Annotated in this window: 26 protein-coding genes and 1 pseudogene; 13 read left to right on the top strand and 14 right to left on the bottom strand. The window is 60.1% G+C overall.

Features of this window, described 5'->3' with window-relative positions:
• Positions 1-48: 48 nt before the first annotated feature.
• The gene (gene leuA / locus AC0J5Z_RS13000) at positions 49-1788 is read right to left on the bottom strand and encodes a 2-isopropylmalate synthase (RefSeq protein ID WP_475032741.1); all 1740 of its coding nucleotides are present in this window, start codon (positions 1786-1788) and stop codon (positions 49-51) included.
• A 249-nt stretch (positions 1789-2037) separates the two neighbouring features.
• On the opposite strand from leuA, the gene AC0J5Z_RS12995 reads away from it, so the two are divergent.
• Positions 2038-3990 (top strand): M13 family metallopeptidase, encoded by a 1953-nt coding sequence (locus tag AC0J5Z_RS12995; RefSeq protein WP_475032739.1) that lies wholly within the window; start codon positions 2038-2040, stop codon positions 3988-3990.
• Between the two features lie 77 nt (positions 3991-4067).
• On the opposite strand, the gene AC0J5Z_RS12990 is transcribed toward AC0J5Z_RS12995, so the two are convergent.
• From AC0J5Z_RS12990 to AC0J5Z_RS12970, 5 genes are all read right to left on the bottom strand, one after another.
• Positions 4068-5627, bottom strand: a complete 1560-nt coding sequence (locus AC0J5Z_RS12990) for an LCP family protein (RefSeq protein ID WP_475032737.1) — start codon at positions 5625-5627, stop codon at positions 4068-4070.
• Between the two features lie 106 nt (positions 5628-5733).
• On the bottom strand, positions 5734-6696 hold the full coding sequence (gene era / locus AC0J5Z_RS12985; protein WP_017197589.1) for a GTPase Era: 963 nt from the start codon (positions 6694-6696) through the stop codon (positions 5734-5736).
• Positions 6680-8011, bottom strand: a complete 1332-nt coding sequence (locus AC0J5Z_RS12980; protein ID WP_475032735.1) for a hemolysin family protein — start codon at positions 8009-8011, stop codon at positions 6680-6682. Before AC0J5Z_RS12980 ends, era begins: the two co-directional genes overlap by 17 nt.
• Positions 8008-8481, bottom strand: a complete 474-nt coding sequence (gene ybeY, locus AC0J5Z_RS12975; RefSeq protein WP_475032733.1) for an rRNA maturation RNase YbeY — start codon at positions 8479-8481, stop codon at positions 8008-8010. The genes AC0J5Z_RS12980 and ybeY overlap by 4 nt, the downstream gene beginning before the upstream one ends.
• On the bottom strand, positions 8478-9560 hold the full coding sequence (locus AC0J5Z_RS12970; RefSeq protein WP_475032731.1) for a PhoH family protein: 1083 nt from the start codon (positions 9558-9560) through the stop codon (positions 8478-8480). The genes ybeY and AC0J5Z_RS12970 overlap by 4 nt, the downstream gene beginning before the upstream one ends.
• Positions 9561-9982: 422 nt before the next feature.
• On the opposite strand from AC0J5Z_RS12970, the gene AC0J5Z_RS12965 reads away from it, so the two are divergent.
• The gene (locus AC0J5Z_RS12965) at positions 9983-10855 is read left to right on the top strand and encodes a GerMN domain-containing protein (RefSeq protein WP_475032729.1); all 873 of its coding nucleotides are present in this window, start codon (positions 9983-9985) and stop codon (positions 10853-10855) included.
• 13 nt (positions 10856-10868) lie between these two features.
• Here the strand turns inward: AC0J5Z_RS12965 and AC0J5Z_RS12960 are convergent, their stop codons facing one another.
• The 3 genes from AC0J5Z_RS12960 to hrcA are packed head-to-tail and all read right to left on the bottom strand — an operon-like array spanning position 10869 to position 13830.
• On the bottom strand, positions 10869-11642 hold the full coding sequence (locus AC0J5Z_RS12960) for a 16S rRNA (uracil(1498)-N(3))-methyltransferase (RefSeq protein WP_475032727.1): 774 nt from the start codon (positions 11640-11642) through the stop codon (positions 10869-10871).
• Between the two features lie 2 nt (positions 11643-11644).
• Positions 11645-12772: a molecular chaperone DnaJ gene (gene dnaJ / locus AC0J5Z_RS12955; RefSeq protein ID WP_475032725.1), complete on the bottom strand. Its 1128-nt coding sequence runs from the start codon at positions 12770-12772 to the stop codon at positions 11645-11647.
• 50 nt (positions 12773-12822) lie between these two features.
• The gene (gene hrcA / locus AC0J5Z_RS12950) at positions 12823-13830 is read right to left on the bottom strand and encodes a heat-inducible transcriptional repressor HrcA (protein ID WP_475032723.1); all 1008 of its coding nucleotides are present in this window, start codon (positions 13828-13830) and stop codon (positions 12823-12825) included.
• A gap of 192 nt (positions 13831-14022) precedes the next feature.
• Between hrcA and AC0J5Z_RS12945 the strand changes: the two genes are divergently transcribed.
• Together AC0J5Z_RS12945 and AC0J5Z_RS12940 are read left to right on the top strand one after the other, a co-directional pair.
• Complete coding sequence (locus AC0J5Z_RS12945) at positions 14023-14874, top strand: DUF3097 domain-containing protein (RefSeq protein WP_475032721.1); 852 nt, start codon at positions 14023-14025, stop codon at positions 14872-14874.
• Between the two features lie 122 nt (positions 14875-14996).
• On the top strand, positions 14997-15410 hold the full coding sequence (locus tag AC0J5Z_RS12940; protein ID WP_475032718.1) for a DUF4870 domain-containing protein: 414 nt from the start codon (positions 14997-14999) through the stop codon (positions 15408-15410).
• Between the two features lie 33 nt (positions 15411-15443).
• Here the strand turns inward: AC0J5Z_RS12940 and hemW are convergent, their stop codons facing one another.
• Positions 15444-16673 (bottom strand): radical SAM family heme chaperone HemW, encoded by a 1230-nt coding sequence (hemW, locus tag AC0J5Z_RS12935; RefSeq protein WP_475032716.1) that lies wholly within the window; start codon positions 16671-16673, stop codon positions 15444-15446.
• On the bottom strand, positions 16674-18527 hold the full coding sequence (gene lepA, locus AC0J5Z_RS12930) for a translation elongation factor 4 (protein ID WP_026005317.1): 1854 nt from the start codon (positions 18525-18527) through the stop codon (positions 16674-16676).
• Positions 18528-18686: 159 nt separating this feature from the next.
• Here lepA and AC0J5Z_RS12925 point away from each other — a divergent pair, with 159 nt between their 5' ends.
• Both AC0J5Z_RS12925 and rpsT read left to right on the top strand, forming a co-directional pair.
• Positions 18687-19247, top strand: a complete 561-nt coding sequence (locus AC0J5Z_RS12925) for a type II toxin-antitoxin system PemK/MazF family toxin (RefSeq protein WP_475032714.1) — start codon at positions 18687-18689, stop codon at positions 19245-19247.
• Positions 19248-19391: 144 nt separating this feature from the next.
• Positions 19392-19652 carry a 30S ribosomal protein S20 gene (rpsT, locus tag AC0J5Z_RS12920; protein WP_054808077.1) on the top strand — a complete coding sequence of 87 codons (261 nt, stop codon included), beginning with the start codon at positions 19392-19394 and terminating at the stop codon, positions 19650-19652.
• 93 nt (positions 19653-19745) lie between these two features.
• Here the strand turns inward: rpsT and holA are convergent, their stop codons facing one another.
• Positions 19746-20762 (bottom strand): DNA polymerase III subunit delta, encoded by a 1017-nt coding sequence (holA, locus tag AC0J5Z_RS12915; RefSeq protein WP_475032713.1) that lies wholly within the window; start codon positions 20760-20762, stop codon positions 19746-19748.
• Between the two features lie 74 nt (positions 20763-20836).
• Positions 20837-20968: a hypothetical protein gene (locus AC0J5Z_RS12910; RefSeq protein WP_475032711.1), complete on the bottom strand. Its 132-nt coding sequence runs from the start codon at positions 20966-20968 to the stop codon at positions 20837-20839.
• 333 nt (positions 20969-21301) lie between these two features.
• Here AC0J5Z_RS12910 and AC0J5Z_RS12905 point away from each other — a divergent pair, with 333 nt between their 5' ends.
• The 7 genes and pseudogenes from AC0J5Z_RS12905 to AC0J5Z_RS12875 all read left to right on the top strand — a co-directional run bounded on the left by AC0J5Z_RS12905 (position 21302) and on the right by AC0J5Z_RS12875 (position 24482).
• Entirely contained in the window at positions 21302-21577 is a 276-nt protein-coding gene (locus AC0J5Z_RS12905; protein WP_475032709.1) for a hypothetical protein, read from the top strand.
• A 13-nt stretch (positions 21578-21590) separates the two neighbouring features.
• On the top strand, positions 21591-21923 hold the full coding sequence (locus AC0J5Z_RS12900; RefSeq protein WP_475032707.1) for a PadR family transcriptional regulator: 333 nt from the start codon (positions 21591-21593) through the stop codon (positions 21921-21923).
• 224 nt (positions 21924-22147) lie between these two features.
• A complete protein-coding gene (locus AC0J5Z_RS12895) occupies positions 22148-22588 on the top strand; it encodes a hypothetical protein (RefSeq protein WP_475032705.1) in 441 nt (146 codons plus the stop codon).
• Between the two features lie 312 nt (positions 22589-22900).
• A pseudogene (locus AC0J5Z_RS12890) lies at positions 22901-23107 on the top strand (ATP-binding cassette domain-containing protein); the annotation flags it as partial.
• 44 nt (positions 23108-23151) lie between these two features.
• Positions 23152-23631 (top strand): GNAT family N-acetyltransferase, encoded by a 480-nt coding sequence (locus tag AC0J5Z_RS12885; protein ID WP_475032703.1) that lies wholly within the window; start codon positions 23152-23154, stop codon positions 23629-23631.
• Between the two features lie 49 nt (positions 23632-23680).
• Positions 23681-23857: a hypothetical protein gene (locus AC0J5Z_RS12880; RefSeq protein ID WP_475032702.1), complete on the top strand. Its 177-nt coding sequence runs from the start codon at positions 23681-23683 to the stop codon at positions 23855-23857.
• 175 nt (positions 23858-24032) lie between these two features.
• Positions 24033-24482: a hypothetical protein gene (locus AC0J5Z_RS12875; protein WP_475032701.1), complete on the top strand. Its 450-nt coding sequence runs from the start codon at positions 24033-24035 to the stop codon at positions 24480-24482.
• Between the two features lie 54 nt (positions 24483-24536).
• Here the strand turns inward: AC0J5Z_RS12875 and AC0J5Z_RS12870 are convergent, their stop codons facing one another.
• Positions 24537-25430, bottom strand: a complete 894-nt coding sequence (locus tag AC0J5Z_RS12870) for a MurR/RpiR family transcriptional regulator (RefSeq protein ID WP_475032699.1) — start codon at positions 25428-25430, stop codon at positions 24537-24539.
• Positions 25431-25529 lie beyond the last annotated feature (99 nt).

Here is a 25529-nt window from a genome sequence, read left to right as displayed (position 1 = left end):
CGCCGGACCGTGTGGTGACGGTATTTCCCGTCACCACACGGCACGGGCTTAGGCTTGGGCGTCCCGGACGGCCCGGTTTACTGCCGAAATCAGGGCCTTGAGAGAGGACGTCGTGGTGCTGGGGTCGATTCCCACTCCCCACAGAACGCGCTCTCCGACGGCACATTCAACGTATGCCGCGGCACTGGCACTACCGCCTTCGGACAGGGCGTGCTCGCTGTAATCGAGCACCCGCACGTCAACGCCGTCGTGGTGGAGTATGTCCAGCAGGGCTGCAATGGGACCATTGCCGTGGCCGGTCCGACGGACCTCGACACCATCGATCCGCAGGTTTGCGTTCATGGTCATTGCCCCCGATTCGTCAGTCTCGGTGCTCACGCTGCCCAGCCCATAACGACCCCACTGGGCCTGCTCTTCGTCCGAGGGCAAGTACTCATCCTGGAAGATCTGCCACAGCTGGGCACCACTGACCTCGCCACCCACGGCATCGGTACGACGCTGGATGACCCCGGAGAACTCAATCTGGGCCCGGCGGGGCAGATCCAGATTGTGCTCGTTCTTCAGCAGGTAGGCCACGCCGCCCTTGCCGGACTGCGAGTTGACCCGGATGACGGCCTCGTAGCTGCGGCCGAGATCCTTGGGATCGATGGGCAGGTACGGAACCTGCCAGGTGAAGTCGTCAACCGACTTCCCGGCAGCAGCAGCGTCCTTCTCCAGCGCCTCGAAGCCCTTCTTGATGGCGTCTTGGTGTGAACCGGAAAAGGCGGTAAAGACGAGGTCGCCACCGTAGGGCGAACGCTCCGGGACCGGCAATTGGTTGCAGTACTCCACAGTGCGGCGGATTTCATCAATATCAGAGAAATCGATCATGGGGTCTACACCCTGAACGAACATGTTCAAGCCCAGCGTCACCAGATCGACGTTGCCGGTACGTTCGCCGTTGCCGAACAAGCAGCCTTCGATGCGGTCGGCGCCGGCCAGGTAACCGAGCTCAGCAGCAGCTACGCCCGTACCGCGGTCGTTGTGCGGGTGCAGGGAGATGATGATTCCCTCGCGAGGGTGCAGGTTCCTGTGCATCCACTCAATAGAGTCGGCATAAACGTTGGGAGTTGCCATTTCCACGGTGGCCGGCAGGTTGATGATGACCTGTTTGTCGGCCGACGCTTCAAAGACGTCTGCAATGGCGTTGCATACGCGGGCGGCATACTCGAGCTCGGTTCCGGTGAACGATTCGGGCGAGTATTCATAGGTAATGTGCGTGTCAGTCAGAGTCTCTTCATACTTCTTGCACAAGCGCGCACCCTGCAGCGCAATATCCAGAATGCCGTCTTCGTCCTGGTTGAATACGACGCGGCGCTGCAATACAGACGTGGAGTTATACAGGTGCACAATGGCCTGCTTGGCGCCGACCAGAGACTCGTAGGTCCGTTCAATCAGATGCTCACGCGCCTGCGTCAGGACCTGGATGCTGACGTCGTCCGGAATATGGCCACCCTCGATGAGTTGGCGAACAAAGTCGAAGTCGGTCTGCGACGCTGAGGGGAACCCAACCTCGATCTCCTTGTAGCCCATCCTGACGAGCAGCTGGAACATCTTCAGCTTGCGTGCCGGGCTCATAGGGTCGATCAGCGCTTGGTTGCCATCGCGCAGGTCAACTGCGCACCAGCGCGGAGCCTTGGTGATGACTTTATCCGGCCAAGTGCGGTCAGGAACTTCGACGGTGATCTGGTCCTGGAACGGCAGGTAGCGGTGAATCGGCATACCGGAGGGCTTTTGTGCATTACGCATGACGTGTGGCCTTTTCTCTAAGAACTAAGTGAAAGCTTAGCCGGACACAACGGAACTCCGCGGCGAGGATGGCCCAGCTTCAGATAGCTTTCAGGCCTCGCCGCGGCAGCTAAGAAGAAGCATCGCCGTACGCACAAATTCACACTAACACGATGCGTATGATGACAGTGCAACACCTCATGCAACGTCCACTATGCAGACGCAGCGACGGTGGAAACGCCGACTGCAGTGTCCACACAAGGAGCCACAGTGCCACAGTCGGGGATCTCTCTTTCCAACATCGATCACAGCGTCCGGCCCCAGGACGACCTTTATCAGCATGTCAACGGCGCGTGGCTCAACAGCACTACGATCCCCGATGACAGGCCGCTGGAAGGTACTTTCACGGCTTTGCGGGATGGCGCCGAGTTGGCCGTCAAGGCGATTATCGAAGAAGCAGCCGCCAAAGGAGAGTCAGCAACCGGCGTCGAACAAAAAGTTGGCGGACTTTACGCCAGCTTCATGGATGAAGAAGCAGCAGAGGCCAAAGGGCTCGCCCCGGTTCGAGGCCGCCTCGACGAGGTTCAGGCGGTGAGTTCTCCCCAGGAACTGGCGTCCCTGATGGGACGGTTGTTCCGGTCAGACGTCTCCGGCCTCTTCTCCATCTACCCTGCTCCGGACGCCGGCAACCCTGAACGCATCCTCGTGTACATCGGACAGGGCGGCCTGGGTTTGCCCGACGAGTCCTACTACCGCGAGGAGAAGTTCGCGGCCATTGTGGCGGCTTACGGTGATTACATTGCCAAGATGTTCAACCTCGCGGATATCGCCGATGCGCAGGCAGCTTCACAGCGCATCGTTGCACTTGAAACCGCCTTGGCATCGCACCACTGGGACAACGTCACCCTGCGGGATCCCCAAAAAACCTACAACCTCATGACAGCCGATGAAGCCGTCGCACTGTTCCCCTTGCTCAACGCCTGGTTCCAGGCCGCACGGGTGGAACCAGCCAAGCGGAGCGAAATCGTGGTCAGCACCCCGGACTTCTTTGCAGGCGCCGCCGGCTTGCTGGAATCCGAGCCCTTGGAAACGTGGAAAGAATGGCTGACACTCCGGGTTCTCAGCTCGGCCGCGCCCTATCTGTCTTCCGGATTCGTCTCCACGAACTTCGACTTCTACGGCACCATGCTCAGCGGTACGCCTCAGAACAAAGAGCGGTGGAAGCGCGGGGTGGCCGTCGTCGAAGCGGCCCTTGGCGAAGCAGTCGGCCAGATCTACGTCGATCGGCACTTTCCTGCCGGACACAAAGCAAGGATGGAGACGCTGGTTTCAAACCTGATCGAAGCTTATCGGGAGAGTATTTCTTCACTAGGGTGGATGGGCGAGGAGACCAAAAAAGAGGCACTGAAGAAGCTGGACGCATTCCGTCCAAAGATTGGTTTCCCCGAGAAATGGATCGATTACTCGGCCGTTGAAATCGACCCGACGGATCTCCTCGGCAACGTGGAACGTGCCCATGACGCGGATGTGGACCGGCACTTGGACGAAATCGGTAAGCCGGTAGACCTTACAAAGTGGCTCATGACGCCGCAGACGGTAAACGCCTATTATCATCCGTTGCTAAACGAAATCGTCTTCCCGGCAGCTATCCTTCAGCCTCCCTTCTTTAACGCGGACGCGGATGACGCTGTGAACTACGGCGGCATCGGCGCGGTGATCGGCCACGAAATCGGCCACGGTTTCGACGACCAAGGTTCCCAGTTCGACGGCAGTGGAGCGCTTCGCAATTGGTGGACGGAGGACGACCGTACAGCTTTTGAAACCTTGACGGCTAAGTTGGTTGCCCAGTACGACGCTTTGTCCCCCTACGCGGCGCCGGACCACAAGGTCAACGGCAAACTGACCCTGGGCGAGAACATCGGCGACCTCGGAGGCCTCACAATTGCCTACAAGGCCTACCTCCTGAGCCTGAACGGAGCCGAGCCGGAGGTCCTTGACGGCTTCACGGGCTTCCAACGGTTCTTCATGTCGTGGGCTGCCGGATGGCGCCAGGTGATACGCACCGAAGAAGCGATCCGGAGACTGGCTACTGACCCCCACTCCCCCAACGAGTTCCGCACCAACGCCATAGCCCGCAACCTCGGCGCCTTCCATGAAGCGTTCGCTGTGACTGAGACAGATGGCATGTGGATGGAACCAGGGGAACGCGTCAGCATCTGGTAGCACGCTGAAACGCAAAGGCCGGGCCAGTTGTTGAACTGGCCCGGCCTTTGGTTTGCGTCTCTTGCGGTAGCGCTGGGCTACTGATCGATGTACAGGGGATTCACCTGCTGGCAAACGGCCTCATTGGCCGTTTGGTTGACCACGTCGGACGGTACAGAGGCTGCACCGTACGCGGTTCCGGTTCCGAAGTCAGTACCCACGTAAAGCTGCACCCCCGCTACACCCGGGGCCTCCTGGACCTGCGCGGCCGGGATGCCGAAAAGTGTAGCTACGTCGGCAGCGACGTCCGCAAAGCCCGGCCCGTAATAGAGCACTGTCTGGTCCACCGGGTTGGCCAAGTAAGAGACCGTCTGGGCAAATCCGTTTCCCGTGAGCACGGTCACGAGCTCCTGTGCCCTGGTAGCCACGCCGCTGCCGTTGGCAACTGCCACCGGTTGAATCGCTTTGTCGTAAGCGGGCAGGGCAGGAGTTGTCGCCGTGGGAGTCGGCGCCGGACTTTCGGTGGCTGCAGGAGTGGACGTCGCACCAGGATTCGTGAGGTCGAGGTCAGCACGGAGTGCGGCGAACAACTGTGATGCCTGGGGCTCGACGAGTTCCAACCTGTTAGGATCAACCGCGGCCGCCTGGGTGGGCACAGCCACGAACGCCACCTTGGAAACGTCAATATCCTTGAGTCGCCCACCGATGGTCAGCAGCGAAGGGACTGAGGCCAGGCCCTCGTCCACCGTCAGGTTCTGGGTGACGACATCCGCGATCTGGAGGAGCCTCTGCGGGTTGCCCAGAGTTCCCTCGTCCTTAAGCTTCCTGGTGAGGGACGAGAGGAACGCTTGCTGCCCCTTGATGCGACCAAGGTCGCCGCCGTCACCGAAAGCATGCCTGGTACGGAGGAATGCCAAAGCCTGTTCGCCTTCCACCAGGGAGTCACCCTTAGCCAGGCGGAGCCGGGAATCCGGGTCGAAGACCGGATCACTGACGCAAACGTTGACGCCGCCCACAGCGTGGGAGAGCTCCTTGACCGCGTTGAAATCAGCCATCATGAAGTGGTCAATTTCCAAGCCGGTCAATTGATTGACCGTATCCACCGCGCAACCGATTCCGGCCTCTGCCATGGCTTCATTGATCATCACGCCGCTGCGGGCAGGGAACGACTGGTTATTGGTGCGGTCGGTGCACTCCGGCACGTCCACCAAAAGGTCTCGCGGGAAACTCAAGACATTGACGCGTTTGTTGTCCGCGGAAATATCCAGCAGCATCATGACATCGGAGTGGCCATAGCCGGTGGAGTCTTCAGTGCTGCCGTATTCGGCGTTCTTCCCGTCGCGCGTATCGGAGCCAAGGATCAGGATCTGCAGGCGATCCGTCTTGTCATCGACCAGCGGGTCACCGGCATTGCGTGTTTCCCCGGCGCTCAGGGGCGCCTTGGTGATATTGGTCTGCAGCCGAATAAACCAAAAAGCAGCAAAGGCAACGCCTGCAACCAGCGCTACGGAGACCACGCCCGTAACGATTTTCAACCAAAGCGGCAGGCCTTTGGGCGCCTTCATATGGCGAGGGGTACCGTCGGCATCCTCTCCATGGAGTGCCCCAGCGGGGCCAGCGGTGCCGGTGCCCTGCGGGCGGGCGTCACGACGTCGCACTATTTGGTTTACCTTTCATCAAACAGCTGGATCCCCGCAATCATAGTTGCCGTTTCTGGGAAGTTCCTTATCGGGCTTAAAGCCACGCCGGATCCAGTGAGGCCAATTAGAACCCGAGTTTCACCAACTGCTTGGGATCCCGCTGCCAATCCTTGGCTACCTTAACGTGAAGATCAAGGTAGATCCGGGTGCCGAGCAGCGTTTCAATTCCCTTTCGGGCGTTGGTTCCCACCTCACGCAACCGGCTTCCCCCTTTGCCGATGATGATGGCCTTCTGCGAAGGGCGCTCGACATACAGATTGACTCGAACATCCAATAGCGGGTTGTCCTCGGTCCGGCCTTCGCGGGGAACGATTTCCTCCACAACCACAGCAAGTGAGTGGGGAAGTTCGTCGCGGACCCCCTCAAGGGCCGCTTCGCGGATAAGCTCAGCGATCATCACGGCCTCAGGCTCGTCAGTCAGCTCGCCATCAGGATAAAGCGGCGGCGACGACGGCATATGGCTGATCAGGACATCCGCAACAGTGGAGACCTGGAAACCGTCGGCAGCAGAAACGGGCACGATGTCCGCCCAGCCTTGCTCACCAAGAACGTCGCGCCCCAACGCAGCTACTGCGAGCAATTGCTCCGTCAACGCCTGACGGTCCACGAGGTCCGTTTTAGTCACGAGCGCCACGATAGGCTTGCGTCCAACAGCGGCCAGTTGAGCCGCAATGTACTTGTCGCCGGGGCCGATTTTTTCGTTTGCCGGCAGGCAGAAACCGATGGCATCCACTTCAGCCAGGGTGTCGGCCACAAGTTCGTTGAGACGCTTTCCCAGAAGGGTCCGCGGCCGGTGAAGGCCCGGCGTGTCCACCAGGATCAATTGGGCATCATCGCGGTGGACGATACCGCGGATGGTATGCCGCGTGGTTTGCGGCTTGGCCGAGGTGATCGCTACCTTCTGGCCGACTAAAGCGTTGGTCAATGTTGACTTACCGGCATTGGGCCGGCCGACGAGCACCGAGAAGCCAGCGTGGAAGCCACCGAAGTCGGCATCGGCATCGAATTTCTTATTTTGCTTGCTCACGTGGAACTCCCTGTTGCGTTGAGTCGGCGTCATCGAGTAGGTCTTCAAAGTCAGTGTCTTCCTTTGGCATGGATGCCGCAATGATGTGGCTGACCCTGTTTCGGCGACCCTCCAGCCTATCTGCCCGGAGTGATATTCCGTTGACGTCAACGGAGCTCCCAACAATGGGAACCTGACCAAGGGCTTTCGCGAGGAGGCCACCTACCGTATCCACTTCGTCGTCGTCGAGATCGACGTCGAAAAGTTCGCCCAGGTCATCGATGCTCATGCGGGCGCTCACGCGGTACGTGCCATCGCCGAGGTCAACCGCTTCCTCTGCGGCGGCATCGTATTCATCCACGATCTCGCCGACGATCTCCTCAATGAGGTCCTCAAGCGTGACTAGCCCAGCGGTGCCGCCGTACTCGTCGATGACGATCGCTACGTGGGTGGACTCCTGCTGGAGTTCCCTGAGGAGGTCGCTCACAAGCTTTGACTCAGGGACATAGCGTACGTCCCGCGCGAGGGAGTCAACGTCATGGGCTTGCAATCCGGGTTCGCTGCGATGCATGGCTGCAGCCACATCTTTGAGATAGAGAATTCCACGGATCTGATCCGTGTTTTCGCCGATGACCGGGATCCTTGAGTAGCCCGAACGCAGGAAAAGGCCCATCGCCGTTTCGAGGTCCGATCCCGTACCGATGCTGACAATGTCCGTCCGGGGAACCATGACGGAACGCACCAAGGTGTCGCCGAAGTCGAAGACCGAATGAATGAGTTCAGCCTCGTTGTCTTCGATCATGTCCGATTCTGCGGCGCGATCCACGAATTCGCGGAACTCTTCTTCGCTGACGAAAGCATCGTCCCCGCTTGGGGCGCCGGGTGCAACTGCCTGTCCCAACGCCACCAGCCAGCCGGGGATAGGCCCCAGTACCCAGCACAGGAACCTGATAAGCGGCGCAGTGAAGCGAACGACAGGTCCGGAGTGGGCCCTGCCCAGTTGCCTGGGTGACACGCCAACCAGGACGAAGCCTATAACTGCCATGATGCCGGTGGCTGCAAGGCCAGCGAGCCAAACGTTATCCAGCAAGCTGTGCAACACGACAGCCACGGCAACCGCTGCCGCCATTTCGAACCACACGCGCCAGAAGCGCAGGGCGCGCATATGTGCAACGGGGTTTTTAAGAATGCCCCCCAAGGCCTTGCCCTTGCTACGCACTATTGATTGTTCGGCCTCATGCCGGGGCAGGAAGTTGAACGCAGCCTCGGCTGCTGTCAGCAGTGCAACGAAGCTGAGGAAAACCAGCGCCATGCCGACCAAGATGATCGAGGTCACTGCATGGTCTCCATGGGGGCATCCTTGCCCAGGAATTCAGACAGCAGTTCCCGCTGCAAGCCGAACATCTCTTCCTTTTCCTCCGGCTCCGCATGGTCAAAACCAAGCAGGTGGAGGATGCCATGGGTCGTCAGGAGCAGCATTTCATCCTGCGTGGCGTGTCCGGCGTTGCGTGCCTGTACCTCGGCCACCTGCGGGCAGATGGCGATGTCACCCAACATGCCTTGCGGCGTGGGCTTGTCCGGAGTGCCCGGCGTGAGTTCGTCCATGGGTACGGACAAAACGTCTGTAGCTCCGGGCTCGTCCATTAGTTCGATGTGCAGCTTTTCCATGGCCGGTTCGTCGACAAGGAGAATGGACAGCTCAGCTTGGGGGTGAATGTACAGACGCTCGAAGATGAAGCGTGACAAGGTCACCAACTGCGCTTCGTCCACCTCTACACCGGACTCGTTGTTTACTTCAATGCTCATTTACGTTCTCCACGTTTGTACTGTGCGTCGGCAGCGTCGGTGCGATGCGCGTCGTCCCATGTGCTGTAGGCGGAGACGATGTCGGCAACCAATCGGTGCCGTACGACGTCCGCGGCCTCCAGAATGGAGAAATTGACGTCGTCGATTCCCTTCAGGATTTCCCGGACGATCCGCAAGCCCGACGTTGAACCGGAGGGCAGGTCTATCTGCGTGACGTCACCAGTGACCACCATTTTGGATCCGAAACCGAGGCGGGTCAGGAACATCTTCATCTGCTCCGGAGTAGTGTTCTGCGCTTCGTCGAGGATGATGAAGGCGTCGTTCAGCGTACGTCCTCGCATATAGGCCAAGGGTGCAACCTCGATGGTCCCTGCAGCCATCAAACGCGGGATGGACTCGGGGTCCATCATGTCGTGCAACGCGTCATACAGCGGACGAAGATAGGGGTCGATCTTGTCGCTCAGGGTGCCGGGGAGGAAGCCCAGCCTCTCGCCCGCTTCCACCGCAGGTCTGGTCAGGATGATCCGGCTGACTTCCTTCGTCTGCAGGGCCTGCACTGCTTTGGCCATTGCCAAGTAGGTCTTTCCAGTACCCGCGGGACCGATTCCAAAAATCACGGTGTTGTCGTCAATGGCGTCAACGTAGTTCTTCTGGTTAAGCGTCTTGGGTCGTATTGTCTTGCCCCTGCTCGACAGGATGTTGTGCGTGAGGACATCGGCCGGATTCTGCACGGACTGGGTCCTTAACAGGGACACGAGCTGCTGAAGGATGTCCGGAGTAACCACGGTCCCCTTCGCCACGAGCCCGCGGACCTCCTCCAGGAGACGCATGATACGGGGAATGACTGCGGAAGGCCCGGTCATGGAGAGTTCGTTGCCTCGGACGTGGAAATTTACTTCCTGGAACTGTTCCTCGATATACCGCAAGGCCTCGTCGTGGCTGCCCAACGAGTGAACCATCTGGTCGGAGTTGTCGAACGTGACAACTTCCGTGCGCGTACCCGGTAGTGTGTGCGGGAACTCGGTGGGCGGCTGGTTGCCGTTTCCGGTCCTGAGCCGCCCGTTCAAAGATTCACTCATAGTGTTGGCCTTAGGCCTTTTCTCCTCCGGTTGGTCGTATTAACGCCATCGATTCGACATTCGTGGCCGCTTAGAGGCGCCCGCCCGGATGCCGGAATGTCTTCAATCCTACGCCAGCCCGGCCTACGATGAACCTCAACCGAGCGCGCCATGAGGGCCTACCTTCATGTCCGACATTTTGTCTCAACTCGGCATCAGGCCGGTATCAATCATGTTTCAGTTGGCGCAGGTCCGCCCAATCCCGTCCGACCGCCGCCCACGATGTGCCAAGCTGGCATAGCGGGTGGGATCAGCACCCTGCGGTCCGGCCCCGGCGGCTCCGGCCGCCAGAGACACGTTAAGGCAGGAAACCCATCACGAATCCAGTAAGCATCGGGAATGGCGCGCGCAGGCGGACGAAGTCTGTCATAGCGGTGCCGGCGATGTTTGCTGTCCTGTTGCTGACCGGTTGCATCGCCAACGGCGGCGGTAGCCAAGCAAGTGTTAGTTCGCCACCAGTCACCGTCCAGGACGCCCCTGCCAGCCACGCACCGCTGGAGACCACGCAGGCTTCCACCAAAATCCCGGTGTACTGGATTGGGCGCAGCAAGGAGGAGGTTTACCTCTACCGCGAGTTCAGGGACATTTCGAGCGACGAAAATCCTGTGACCACAGCGCTCCGGATCATGATGGCTGAAAAGCCCTTGGACCACGACTTCTTCACGCCGTGGCAGGACCCCGAGAGTCTTGCTACGTCCATCTCGGGCAAGAATGTGATCACTGTTGATATTTCGCGGGACGCCTTCAATTCAAACCTCGACGCCGGAATGGCGCATCGCGCTGTCCAGCAGTTGGTCTACACGGCTACGGCAGCAGCCTCGTCCTCCGGCCTCATAAACTCGGGCCAGCAAATCCAGGTTGTCATTTTGGTTGATGGACACAAGGACTACATGGCGTTCGGGCAGGTACAGCTCGGCCAACCCATGGAACGGAATGCTTCCTTGGTCGCGCCGCTCTGGATTATCGATCCGCAGGAAGAAACGTCCTTGCCGGCAGGCGTTGTCAAGTTCAATGGCCGCAGCACCGATAGCTCCAGGCCAGTCAGCTGGCAGATCCTCCAAGAGAACGGCAAGGGCGAAAAGACCGGCCTGCTCACGGGCCAGACCAAGGCAACTGGTGAGCCGGGACAATACGGACTTTTCACCTTCAGCGCCACGTTGAAGACCGGCAAGTATGAGTTGCGGGTTTCGCAGGTCGATGAAGCCGGTGCAACCATCGAAACGAGCATTGACACCCGCTTGTTCAACGTCGGATAGCCTGCGGGGCTGGCTACCAGCGGCCCAGAACGTCACTGGCAAGAACGACGGCGGCGGGCCCCGCCGTCGACGACCGCAAGACATGGTGACCCAACAGGGCCGTAACGGCCCCCGCGTCACTGAGCCGTGTTACTTCACGCGGTGAGATTCCACCTTCCGGGCCCACGATCAAGAGGACCTCGGCCGGCGACCCCCCGGTTGCATTCGGGAACGCATCCGACTCTTCAAGGACAGTCCGCAGCGGGTTCTTGGCGTCTTCATGCAGGATGATGGCCAAGTCTGCGGCCGCAACGGCCTTGGCCAGAGCGCCGGTATCCACGATGGACCGCACCTCAGGAATCCAGGCACGCCGCGCCTGCTTGGCTGCTGCCGTGACCACTGACTGCCATTTCGCGTGTGCTTTGGCGGCCCTTTCACCCTTCCAACGCACAATTGCGCGCTCCGACTGCCACGGGACCACGGCATCGATTCCGAGTTCCGTGGCTGTTTCAATGGCGAGTTCATCACGGTCCCCCTTAGCCAATGCCTGGACGAGCACCAGCCGGACCGCCGGCTGCTCCTCAAAGAGGACCTCGGATGCCTTCACGGTCAAGGTGCCGGCTCCGGCCTCGACCACGGTGCCCGTCAGCCGCACGCCCGAACCATCCGCTATATCCACAGGCTCGCCCACAGCCAAGCGCTTGACGGTGACAGCATGGCGGGCCTCGGCACCCTCGAGCACGAAAGTGGAACCGGGGATCACCTGGCCGAGGCTACCCGCCGGCGTGAAGAAAACGGGATTGCTCACCGCTACAGGTTACCGAGCTTGTCCCGCAGCTTGGCGAACATACCGCCGCTGGCCACAAGCTTTCCTTCGGTGAACTGCTCACCGCGAATCTTGGCGAGCTGCTGCAAGAGTTCTTCCTGGGCGGGGTCGAGTTTGCTTGGCGTCTCAACATGCAGGTGCACTTTCAGGTCGCCACGTCCGTAGCCCCGGAGGTGCGTGACACCCAGACCGCGGAGGGTAATGACTTCGCCGGATTGGGTGCCGGCCTTCACGTCAATGTCCTGTGCGCCGTCGAAGGTGTCCAGCTGCAGCTCTGTGCCAAGTGCCGCTGCCGTCATGGGCACGCTCAGTGTGGCATGAAGGTCGTCGCCTTCACGCATGAACATGGAATCGTTGTTGACCCGGATCTCTACATAGAGGTCACCGGCGGGACCACCGGCGGGACCCGCTTCGCCCTGGCCGGACAACTGGATGCGTGTACCGGTTGCGACACCTGCCGGGACCTTGATGGTGAGGGAACGGCGGCTGCGGATGCGGCCCTGTCCATTGCACTCGTTGCAGGGGTCTTTGATGACCGTGCCAAAGCCTTCGCAGGAACCGCAAGGGGCGGTGGTCATGACCTGGCCGAGGATGGATCGGACAGCCCGCTGGACCTGGCCGCTGCCTCCGCAAATGTCGCAGCGTTCCGGGTGGGTGCCGGGGCGGCAGCAGCTGCCATCGCAGGTGGGGCAGACGACGGCGGTGTCCACTTCGAGCTTCTTGTTGACACCGAACACGGCGTCCTTCAGATCGATGCGGACGCTAATGAGCGCGTCCTGGCCGCGACGGACACGGGAGGCCGGCCCACCGTGGCCGCCGCCTCCGCCGAAGAAGGTGTCAAAGATATCCTGGAACGCGAAACCCTGACCGGAATAGCCGCCACCGAATCCGTTGTCGGTGCCGTTCTCATTGCCGGTGGCATCGTACACCCGGCGCTTCTGGGGGTCAGACAATACTTCGTAAGCGTGGGTCACGGCCTTGAACTGTTCCGCGACATCTTCACCGGGGTTTACGTCGGGGTGCAGTTTCCGCGCCAACTTGCGGTACGCCTTTTTGATCTCTTCCCCGGTGGCTTCCGGCGAGACTCCCAAAACGTCATAGTGGCTGCTCAAAGTCGGTATCTCTTCCTTGTTGTACTGCGGATGTTTCCTCGGAGCGCTGTTCAGTCGCCGAGAATGCGGGAAAGGTAACGGGCCACGGCGCGAACGGCTGCCATGGTGGTGGGATAATCCATGCGTGTCGGACCGAGAATCCCCACCTTGGCACCGGAGCCGTAACCCGTAGCCACGACGGATGCCTCAGCCAAGCCGTCGTAAGGATTCTCACGTCCAATGCTCACGGTGACGCCGCGGGGATCATCCCCCATGTCAGATAACAACCGGAGCATGACAACTTGTTCCTCGAGTGCTTCCAGTACCGGACCGATGCTCAAGGGAAAATCGACGTTGGAGCGGGCCAGATTGGCCGTTCCTGCCATCAGGATGCGCTCTTCGCGGCTGGTATCACTGAGTGATTGGAGTCCTTGAGCCAAAGTCTGCGCCAGGCTTCGGAGTTCCGGCGGGCACAGGGCAACTACGGAAGGAAGCACTTGAGGCAGAAGAGCCAGTTGGGTGGCGGCGATGCTGCCGAGGAATCGGGACCTCAGGAGCATCAGGGCCTCGTTGCTTACGTCAGAGCCGGCGTCGATGACTTTCTGCCCAACGCTGCCCGTGTCCGCTATGAGGACCACGAGCACCTGCTTTGGGGCCAACAGGACGAACTCCACGTGTCGGACCAGCGCACGGTTGGAGTGCGGATACTGCACGACGGCGACCTGGTTGGTCAGCTGCGACAGGAGCCTTACGGTGCGCTCCAGGATGTCGTCAACATCATCCGGGCCCTCAAGCAACGAGTGGATCGCCCTGCGTTCGGCGGCCGAGAGCGGCTTGACCTGCGAAATGCGGTCAACGAATAGGCGGTAGCCCTTGTCCGTCGGGATTCGGCCTGCACTGGTGTGGGGCGCTGCAATGAGGCCTTCCTCTTCCAAGACAGCCATGTCGTTCCTGATGGTGGCACTGGAAACGCCAAGATGATGCCGCTCCACGAGGGCCTTCGATCCAACAGGTTCCCTGGAATGCACGTAATCCTCAACGATGGCACGAAGCACTTCCAGCTTACGCGGCTCACTCATTGCTCCACCTCCTGACGACTGCCATGGTCGCTGCGACCGGTCAACGCGGGATCTCAATCGGACCACCACACTTAGCACTCAACATGCCCAAGTGCTAACAAGTCTAGTATGAGCCACCCCGTTGCTAGCATTGAAACCTCCCGCGTGCGGCTTCGGCCCGCACCATGAACCAGCACAAAAGGTAGGAATCCCTTGGCTTTCGACAATTGGGGCCCGCAGGATCTGTCCGCTCCAGCCAAAAAACAGTTGCCGGAAGTGGCCGTCCAGCGGGGAATGGTCCTCGAGGACGTGCAATCGGGCTGGGTGGGCGAAGTTACCCGCGTTGAGAAATCGGGCGGAATGCATGTGGTCTCCCTCGAGGACCGGCGTGGAAAGATCAAATCCTTCCAGCTGGGATTTGGCTTCCTGTTGGACGGGCAGGCCATACGGTTGATGCCTCCTGCCGCACGCCCTGCCGCGTCCGCCGCTCCGACTGGCCGGACAGCCTCAGGATCCGTGCGGGTGCAGGGTCAACGTGCGCAGGTGGCCAAGGCCAGCCGCATCTGGGTGGAAGGGAAGCACGACGCCGAGCTCGTCGAGAAGGTCTGGGGTGACGATCTCCGTGTGGAGGGCATCGTCGTGGAGCCTTTGCACGGCGTTGATGACCTGAAGTCCGCCATCGCCGCTTTTAATCCCGGCCCCGGTCGCCGTCTTGGCATCCTCGTCGACCACCTTGTCCCGGGCTCCAAGGAGTCCCGCATCGCAGCCGACGCCATGACGGTGCCAGGGGCGGCAGGGAACGTCTTGATTGTCGGTCACCCTTATGTGGATGTCTGGCAGGCTATCCGGCCAAAGGTCCTCGGCATCGAGGCATGGCCTGCCGTACCCCGTGGTATTGACTGGAAGACGGGAATCCTCAGTGCCTTCGGCTGGCCTCATGAGACCGCGGAGGACATAGGCTTAGGCTGGCAGCGGCTCCTTGGTGCCGTCCGCACGTACGCCGACCTTGAGGCATCGCTGCTGGGCCGTGTTGAAGAAGTCATCGATTTCCTCACAGTTCCTTGAAGCAAGGTCGATGAAGGAGCAGCAACTGCCGTGTCACCGGGGCATTGGTCCCGGGAAGGGCGTTGGGGCCGGTATTCTGGGACAGCAACACCGCAGCATCTTTACAGTAAAGGGAAGACACCGTGGCAGATAACGCTCCTGAAGAACCGGGCAGCGCCGCAGGCCGGCCCCAGTACCATGGCGCGCCTGCCAACGCACTCCCGTTGACGGCCAGCGAGGACAGGCAATGGGCTACCTTGGCCCATTTTGGCGGCATCCTGGGATGCCTGCCGTCCCTTTTGATCTACTTAATTTTCCGTGATCGTGGACCGTTCACCGCGCAGGAATCCAAAGAAGCGCTGAACTTCACGCTGCCTCCCACCATCGCCGCCGTACTGGCCAACATTCTGGTGCTGCTGCCCGTAGTTGGCAACATCTTCGCCATCATCGCCACCGCAATTTGGGTAGCCCTGACGTGCTTCTCCGTCTCGGCGGGAATCCGGGTGAATCACGGACAGCCCCACCGCTACAAGGTCAACCTGCGCTGGATTAAGTAGCTCGCCCCTGTCCTCTATGGAGCGGGCCTGGGGTTAGTCGGGAAGAATCCTTCGGACCACGGCATCAGCCAACAGCCGCCCTTTCAGCGTAAGGACCAGCCGGCCCTTGAACGCCTGCACGGGGTCCACCAGCTCATCAGCAATCAGTCCCGCCATCGCATGCCGCCCGATCGCGTCCAAGGCATCCACGGACAACCCGGTCCCAAGCCGCGCCTCAAGCATGACGCGCTCAACTTCCCGGGTGTCGGCGTCGAGCGTTTCCCGTCCGGCAGCCGGTGAGCTTCCTGCAGCCAACCGTCCCGCATAGGCAGTGGGGTGCTTGACGTTCCACCACCGGACACCTCCCACGTGGGAGTGGGCTCCGGGGCCGATGCCCCACCAGTCATCCCCCCGCCAGTAGGCAAGGTTGTGCCGGCAAGCCTGTTCCGGTGTCCGGGACCAATTGCTGACCTCGTACCAGTTCAAGCCAGCTTCGGAGATCATTTTGTCTGCCAGCTCGTATTTGGAGGCGTGGTCGTCGTCATCGATTCCGGGTACTTCGCCGCGACGTATCTGGGCGGCAAGTTTGGTGCCGTCCTCCACAATCAACGCGTAGGCACTGATGTGATCGGGTTGGTACGAGAGCGCAGTTTCGAGTGACAGCTGCCAGTCCGCCATGGACTCCCCCGGAGTGCCGTAGATAAGGTCCAAGCTCACTGCAAGGCCGGCTTCGCGTGCCCACTGCACTACGAGTGGCACGCGACTTGGCGTATGCGTGCGATCCAGTACCTTCAGAACGTGCGGGACGGCGGATTGCATGCCGAAGGAGACTCTGGTGAAGCCGGCGTCAGCCAACACTTTAAGGGACTCCGGTGTCACCGAATCAGGATTGGCCTCGGTGGTCACCTCGGCGCCGGGCTCCAGGCCCCAATGGCCGACGGCGGCGCGCAGGATCCGTGCGAGGTCTGCCGCGGGGAGGAGGGTGGGAGTACCGCCACCAAAGAAAACAGTGCTGAGGGGACGTCGAGGTAAACCGGAGGCGTCCAATGCCAACGACGCAAAGTCAAGCTCAGATACGGCCGTAGTAGCGTAGGCATCCTGCGAGGCGCCGCCGCCGAGCTCCGTCGCTGTATAGGTGTTGAAATCGCAATAGCCGCAGCGAACGGCACAGAAGGGTATATGGACGTAGAGCCCGAACTTGCGGTGCTCGACGCCGGCCAACACCTGCGGAGGCAATATGCCATCCGCAGGCGCCGGGTCGCCCAAAGGTAGGACGCTGGGCATTTATTTCTTGGCCTTGTCCTTGGACTCGTCGGTGGTCAGGGCTGCAATGAATGCCTCTTGGGGCACCTCCACGCGACCCACCATCTTCATGCGCTTCTTGCCTTCCTTCTGCTTCTCCAGCAGCTTGCGCTTACGGGTGATGTCGCCGCCGTAGCACTTGGCAAGAACGTCCTTACGGATGGCCCGGATGCTCTCGCGGGCAATGATGCGGGATCCGATGGCGGCCTGAATGGGCACCTCGAATTGCTGCCTGGGGATAAGCTCACGGAGCTTACCCGTCATCATGACACCGTAGGCGTAGGCCTTGTCACGGTGGGTGATGGCGCTGAATGCGTCCACTTGTTCACCTTGGAGCAGGATGTCCACCTTGACGAGGTCGGCCACTTGCTCGCCGTCGGCCTTCCAGTCCAGCGAGGCGTAGCCGCGGGTCTTGGACTTCAGGAGGTCGAAGAAGTCGAACACGATTTCGGCCAACGGAATCCAGTAGCGAAGCTCTACGCGGTCTTCGGACAGGTAGTCCATCCCCCGCATCTGGCCACGGCGGCTCTGGCACAGTTCCATGATGGAACCAACGAACTCGTTGGGCGCCAGGATGGTGGCGGACACCATCGGTTCGCGGACCTCGGAGATCTTGCCCGTAGGGTACTCGCTGGGGTTGGTCACGTGGATGACCTTCTTGTCCTCCAGGGTCACCTCGTACTCCACGTTGGGAGCAGTTGAGATGAGGTCAAGGTTGTACTCACGCTCGAGGCGCTCACGCGTGATTTCCAGGTGAAGCAAGCCGAGGAACCCGACGCGGAAACCGAAGCCCAGCGCTGCAGACGTCTCGGGCTCGTAAACCAGCGCGGCGTCGTTCAGCATCAGCTTTTCGAGGGCGTCGCGGAGTACCGGGTAATCCGTTCCGTCCAGCGGGTAGAGGCCCGAGAAGACCATAGGCTTGGCGTCGGCGTAGCCGCTGAGCGACTCCGATGCCGGCTTAGCCAGGTTGGTGACAGTATCGCCAACCTTGGACTGGCGGACGTCCTTCACGCCGGTGATCAGGTATCCCACCTCACCGACGCCCAAGCCCTTGGACGGTGTGGGCTCCGGGGAGCTGACACCAATCTCCAGGAGCTCGTGCGTGGCTCGCGTGGACATCATCTGGATGCGTTCCCGGGGGTGCAGCATGCCGTCAACAACACGGACATAGGTGACCACGCCGCGGTAGGTGTCATAGACGGAGTCGAAGATCATGGCACGGGCCGGGGCATTGGGATCACCAACGGGTGCGGGGAGGTCGCGGACAATCTTGTCCAACAGCGCCTCGACACCTACGCCGGTTTTGCCGGAAACCTTGAGTACGTCATCCGGGTCTCCACCAATCAGGTTGGCAAGCTCAGCCGCGTACTTCTCCGGCTGGGCAGCCGGAAGGTCGATCTTGTTCAGCACGGGGATGATGGTGAGGTTGTTTTCCATCGCCAAGTACAGGTTGGCAAGGGTCTGCGCCTCGATACCCTGGGCGGCGTCAACCAGCAGCACTGCGCCTTCACAGGCTGCCAGGGAGCGGGAGACCTCGTAGGTGAAGTCGACGTGGCCGGGAGTATCGATCATGTTCAGCGCGTAGCTGTTGCCATCGAGTTCCCACGGCATGCGAACTGCCTGGGACTTGATGGTGATGCCGCGCTCACGTTCGATATCCATACGGTCCAGATACTGGGCCTTCATGTCGCGTTGCTTAACGACGCCGGTGTACTGCAGCATGCGGTCGGCCAAAGTGGATTTACCGTGGTCGATGTGGGCAATGATGCAGAAGTTCCGGATGATGGCCGGATCTGTTGCGGCGGGCACCGGTGCGGTGCGGGCCATGGGAGACACGCAGGATCCTTACTGTCGACACTCGCGCGGTAATTCCTGCAACTGGGCATAGGCCAGCCGGAACACGCCGCGCATCTGATCCTCTAGTCTCCCATGAACCGGCGCTTCGCCGTACATTGCGTGCCGGGCATTAGCAGGAGCCAGCTGTAGCGTTGTTACATGGCTTTCGACTTGCGCCCCTTGGGCAAACTCATCCTGCGGTCCCTCAAGTCCTTGGGAGGCAACAGCACCAAGGCGGCCACCCCGGCAGGTGCCCGAAGGACGCAGACCCGGCCATCCGGCGTCGTACATCAGCCGGGCCCCTACCCCGGCGACTTTCGCGGTGCAGTTAAGGTCAACTACTCCCCCAAGCCCGATGGTCAACCGGACCCTGGCGAGATTGTGTGGGGCTGGGTTCCCTATGAAGAGGACCATACGCGAGGCAAAGACCGACCCGTACTCTTGGTTGGTCGGGACCGCGAGTGGCTGTTGGGCCTCATGCTGACGTCCAAGGACCACGACAACCACGCGCGGGCGGGCGAGTATGTCGACATCGGAACCGGCGCCTGGGATCGGCAAGGCAGGCCCAGTGAGATCAACGTGGGGCGCGTTATCCGGCTTAATCCCGATGCCATCCGGCGGGAAGGCGCCGTTCTGGGAAAGTCGCAGTTCCACGAGGTAGCCCGGGTTCTCAAGGCCGGAACTAGCCGGACTATGCGCCAGGTTCTGCGTGACCCCTGAGTTTCTGCTATCCTTTATAGCTGTGTGTCCGTGCAGGTCGACGGCCATACATGGTTGGCTGCCATAGGCATCCCCACGCCGCTCAGTCGATGGCCAACCTGAAAACCCTCTAGACCATTTCCGCATTAAAAAGAGAGTTCATACGTGGCTAATATCAAGTCCCAGAAGAAGCGCATCCTCACCAACGAGAAGGCTCGCCTGCGTAACAACGCCGTCAAGTCTGAGCTGAAGACGGCCATCCGCGCCGTCACCACCGCCGTTGAGTCTGCCGACAAGGATGCTGCTGGAACTGCACTTGTTGCTGCCAGCCGCAAGCTGGACAAGGCTGTCAGCAAGGGCGTTATTCACAAGAACAACGCTGCAAACCGCAAGTCGGCGATCTCCAAGAAGGTCAACGCACTCTAAGGTTTTCCAGTTCGACTGAGCTGATCAAAAGGCCGGCGCCCATTGGGTGCCGGCCTTTGGGTTTAACCGGAAGCTGCGGTGAACGCGCCAGCTTCAGCGGCGGCTGGCCGACGTGGCAATAACCGTGACCGCGTGCTCCACCGCATAGACAGGGTCACGCGATTCGCCCTTCACCTGGGCATCCGCCTCGGCGATGACTTGGATGGAGCGGATCAGGCCTTCCGGGGTCCAGCGGCGGACATCGCGCTGGGCCTGCTCCACAAGCCAGGGCTGCATGCCCAAGTTCTTGGCGATGGTGGCCGGCGAACCATTGGCTCCCGCAACTTTTGCCAGGGTCCGCAGCTTGGCCGCCAGTGCCGCAACCAAAGGAACCGGATCCACGCCGGTGGCCAGGGCGTGCCGCAGCGTGGACAATGCCACCGGTCCGTTGCCGGCCATGGCAGCATCGGCCACTTTGAACGCCGTAGCTTCCACTCGGCCACCGTAGTAGCGCTCCACGGTTTCGGCTGTGACAGCCGTGGTGGCGTCGGCAATCAACTGGTTGCATGCCGCCGCGAGTTCTGAGAGATTGGCACCCACGGCATTCACCAAAGCTTGGACGGCTTCGCCTTCAATGCGGCGTCCGCCGGACCTGAACTCGGAGACGACAAACGCCGTCTTGTCGGAGTCCTTCTTCAGGGGCTGGCAATCAATGACGGGCCAGCCAGCGGACTTAACGGCGTCGAGAAGTTTCTTGCCACGTACTCCCCCGGCGTGGCGCAGGACGAGGACAACGTCCTGATCCGGATGCTGGAGATAGGCCAACCCGTCGGCCAGGAAGGCATCGTTCATAGCTTCGAGGCCCTCGACCTCAATGAGCTTGCCCTCGCCAAAGAGCGACGGGGTGACGGTCATCGCCAAGGACCCCGACTCGTAGGCTCCAGCGTTCAGTCGACTGAGCTCAACGTCCGGAGTACTGGCCCGCACTTGGGTTCGGATCCCATCCATGGCACGGATTCCGAGGTACTCTTCCGGTCCCATGATCAGGACCACGGCGGCCGGCGCGGCGTCACGCCAGCTGACAGTGTTCGCCGCGACGCTCTTGCCCCGGGTGTTTTGGGCAGCAGCCACTGGTAGTTCCTTCCGGACGTTTATTTTGCAGGCTTCAAGTCTGCCATGTTTAGTGATCGTGCGGCTGCTTCGAGCTATGAGCCGACGACGGCGCACTCGCCTTTCAGTTCATTGGCCAAACGTTCGAGGTCCATTGTTGACGCCTGGCCGCCCGCGACGTTGCTGAGGTCCACAACCATCCAATTGGCACCACGTACCAGTGGCATTTTGCCCTGACTTGAGTCAGCCCACGTTTGGTAGCTTTACTCGAGGGCGCCTTGATTCGGGTACATGTCTATGTGCACAGTCTCCGAACAGAGCCCTCATCCATGGAGGTGAAAGACTGCAAGTCTTTGCTTGCTGGTTGCCGCCGTGACGCTAATATCCCACGCCTGCCCGGACTCCGGGAAGCCCAATCGTTGCCACCGTAGAACCCTCTCCGTTGCCGCGGCGCATGAGTTGGATCACAAGAGCATAACCTTCTCCCCGACCGGCGACACAGGATGAACCTGCTCCGTACTTACTTCTGACTCATAAATCAGAATCCACAGGAGCGAAAGATGGCCTTCCGATTAGCCAGCACCCAGTTACTGCGCGTCCAAGCGGTTGATGACGTAGGCGATATCAGCTCCCCCGAAATCCACATTGCCTTGATGTGCTTGATTGTCCTGGCGACAGCTCTGGCGGCCTTCCTGGTCGCCTGCATCTTCCTGCTGACAGTCCTGCTGGCAGCACTAGCGTTCCGTAAGAAGATCACGGCGCTGACCATTGGGCCGGAATCCATCCCGCCCGTCAGCCCGCCAACAAGCGTCGACTTGACTTCTAAATCTATATAGCTAGATTAGGCGTATGGAGAACTTGGGACGGATTACCCCGGCCACTGCACTCGTCCTCGAAGCGCTGTTGTCGGCGGAGAGCGTGTGGGGGCTGCAGATCGTCAAAGATACGGGCAAAAAGCCCGGCACGGTCTATCCGATCCTGGAGCGCCTCGAAGCCGCCGGCTGGGTCCAAGGGGAATGGGAAACTTCGGTAGAACGTAAAGGACCACGACGGCGTTACTACCGCCTCCTTGCCGACGCCCGTCCATTGGCGCAAGAGTTTGTGAGGGCGCAAAAATCAAGAACTCCTCCTTCTACGCACCCATCGCCTGCTTTCGGTAATCGTGCATGGGGCGCTGTATGAAGCCACAAGAGGCAGTCCTTGCAGTGTGCCTCGCGCTAACGCCTGCACGGCTTCGGCCGATCCGGGAAGAACAGTGGAGAGCCGATCTCCTGGACGGTCCAGGAATGGGCATATCTCCTGCCACTTTGCTGTTTGGTGCTGCATGCTCATCAGTGGCGTCGAGGTTTTACGACCTTACACATCGCGGTGGGATCATCCTGTCGCACATTACCAAGGGGGAAAACATGAAGCTCGTACTAGGCGCTTTGGGCACGGCAGTAGTTCTGGCTGGTGCAGTCGCAGTAAGCGTCCAAGCTAACGCCACAACTGGCCAGGATGACGTCTTTTCCTTCAAAGGGCCGGTGGCAGACCGGCCTATCGGCGGCTATGAAGGATGGTGGAACTCATCGCACTTGGACGGGACCCCGGCAGGCCCTTTGGAGACCGTGGCTGTAAACACGAACACCGGAAAGATCGTCGACTACTCCAACTGGGCGAAGAACGCGGCCGGACAGGTGCTGACGGCCGCAGATGCCACCTACAACGTCGTCCCGGATCCGACCTGGCCAGCCAGCTCGATCGTCATCATCGACACATCCACAGGAAAGGTGATCGAGGATTTCCCCGTGGACGAAAAGGGTCGGGTCATCTACACACGCGAAGACGGCTCGAAATTCATCGGATGACCTTCCGCTTTCCCTCAAAGAGTGGTTAGTGGTAAGTCGACATCGAGGGTCGAACACTCATCTCGTATAGCGCCCGCGGCCATGATGTGCTGCAAGCCGCCAAGAAAAACGCAGAACCTTGAGGTCGATTCCCAAGATCCTGCGTTTTTCTGTATCCTGCTAGGTCAGAACTAATTAATGTGCAAATAGAAGTCCATGGTTCCGTCGTTTGCAAAGCATTATTTTTTTGGTCGAAATCGCAAACAATACTGTAGAAGTCCACATTGTTGCAGATCGGGTTAGTGATGCGAAGCTCCCAGGCCGGGGAAAACGTTCGGGCTCCCAGGCAGCAACGGCTCTGGCAAAACCACCACCTTAAGAGGTTTGCTGGGCATCTACCAGCCCATCGCAGGGACACTCCAGCAAGCTCATTATCCCAAGACCCTCCGCCGCCGCCCGCCCACTCGCCGGGCAAGTAGTGGACAGACCAAGGCTGTGACTGCAGTATGGCTTGGACAACGAAAGGAAAGCCAGAAGTGATTTCCCTTAGGGAGATGGCTCTTAAGGAGTCCCACAAAATCTTCATGATTGACCGGTCGGAGCAAATCGAGTCGGTCTACCGGTTATCGGAAGGGCAACTTGAAGCAACGGCAGCCGGACATGAGTGCCCGAACTGGGACCAGAACGAATACCAGGAAATAATTACCCGGTTTGAGGACGAACTGCAGTGCGGTGGAGCAGCTGTAGGCGCATTCGATGATGAAATGCTGGTGGGCTTCGGCGTTCTGGCTCACAAGCGACTCGGCGTGACTGGAGACCAACTCCAACTCGACCTGATGTATGTCAGCCGCCAGTATCGAAGGCAAGGCATTGGTCGCCGGATCTTCGTGGCACTGAGCGAAATCGCCGCCCAACGAGGAGCAAAGCAACTGTATATCTCCTCCACCGAAACCGAATCGGCGGTGAAGTTCTACTCCAGCATGGGTTCTTCCCTCGCCTCGGAGGTTGATGCAGAACTCTTCGAGAAAGAGCCTGACGACATTCATATGGAAAAGCAGCTCTGAAAATGGGGTGCGGATTGCATCGCCTGCCGGAACTGGCGGAGGGAACTCCATGAAGTGGTATCGATACATCCACAGCGTCCTGTTCGTGGCCTCTTTTCTGCCGCTGTTGTTCTCCTTTGTACCGTTCTGGCAGGGTATTCTGCTGCCTCTGTTCGTGATCGTCCCGTACGCCATCAACGAGCTCGTGATCGCCCGGCGCGAGGCCGCGCGGCCGCGCGGCAGATAGATATCTTTACCGCATTGGCTATGGCCCTGGCAGTGACGTCCGTCCTCTGGCGGTCCCGCAAAACGAAAAGTGAGCACCACGACGAGTCCTCGTCGCACGCCATCCTAGAGAGCGGCCCCACATTATGCTAATGCCGTGGATAGAGTGCTGTTGGATCAAGTCGTCGAGACCGATTATGGGGCAGTTCGATCTCTACTGGGCTGGCTACGGCTTTGATGGAATCATCGAACGCTTCTTCGAGGGGCAGATCAACGGCTTGGCTGGAGCCGCTACACCGGATGGCGTCTACTTGCATGTCGCCCGTCGTTACGGAGGATCCGCCGTCTGTATCGTTTTGCTGAACGAACGACCTCCCATGGATGATGCTTCTCCCTGGGAGGATGTCGTGGAAGTGTCCTTCACCCTGCCCGATGGACACACGATGCGCCGGGCGTCCTGGGCGGGTGAGACCACCGGCGAACTAACCGACGTCGCACCAGGCAGCCACCGTCTCCGGGTCAGCGCGAGGGGCCGCGATGAGGGCGAAGTTCTGCATCACTTTCACCATGGGCAAGATGGCTCGTTCTCCTTGGAGCGGCTCCGATCTTGCCGTTACCCGCCTTGGTCACGGCTCGACCGCTCGTAAGGTTACGCGTCATAGTTGCCCCGGCTATACGGGCCAGCGAGAAGAAAACCGGGCTTAATCGGCCAGCACTGTGCCATAGCCGGCTTCCAAAGTCCGCATACGGTCTTCAGCCGCCGGCCCAAGTTTGACGTGAACCGCTGCGATGAGGGCCTCCACCAAAACGGTCGCCGGCACGATGCTGTCAAACGACCCCGCTGCCTCCACCCGTGCCGGCAGAACAACGTCCGCGTTAAAGGAAACCGGTGAGAGCCACGGGTCTGTAATGAGGATGATCTTGGCCCCCCTCGCCCGGGCTGCCTTTGCCATGTCAACGGTGTCTTTCTGGTAGCGACGAAAATCAAAGAAGACGCAGACATCGCGCTTGCTGAGGTCAGCTATGAATGTGGAGTCATTGTTCGGATGCTGGGCGTGCACCAAGGTGTTGGGCCGCATCAGACGAAGGTGCAAGTCCAAGTAGGTGGCAAGGAGGTGAGAGAACCTACCGCCGATCGAAGTAATTTGCAGTGAGGTATTGCATAGAAGTGCAACGGCACGGTCGAACTCATGCTCCGGCAGCGAAGCGACCGTGCTCTCGATGCCTTCGACAGCGGTTTCCGCCACTGACCGAGCCAATTCCGGAGCATCTGAGTCAGCGCGTATTTTGCCTTGAAGGGTCAGCGGGGATGCCCTCCGCGCCTGCACTTCTTCGCGTAGGGCATCCTGGAAGTCCCGGTACTTGTTGAAGCCCAGTCTGCTGACGAACCTGAGCACGGTGGGGGCACTGACATTGCCTTTCTTGGCAAATTCAACCGTGGACTCCAACCCTGCCGTCGGGTAGTTGGCGAGGAACACTCGCGAGAGCTTGTGCTCTGCCGGGGAGAGCGAACCCTGAATTTGACGGATCCGGTCCGCCAAGGTCAACCGGGCAGATTGGTTCTCAGACTGTTCAAATTGTCCGGACTGCGACATGGCATTCCTTTCTTGCATATGCGGCAAAGCTGGAAGTAGTTGTGACGGCCTCCGCTTTTGATCCCCATTCAATCAGGAAACCCAAAACAGCTTGACCGG

The sequence above is a fragment of the Paenarthrobacter sp. TRD_SC_7 genome (assembly GCF_056156245.1).
Note: the sequence above shows the minus strand (reverse complement) of the source record. Positions and strands in the feature narration are given on the sequence as shown.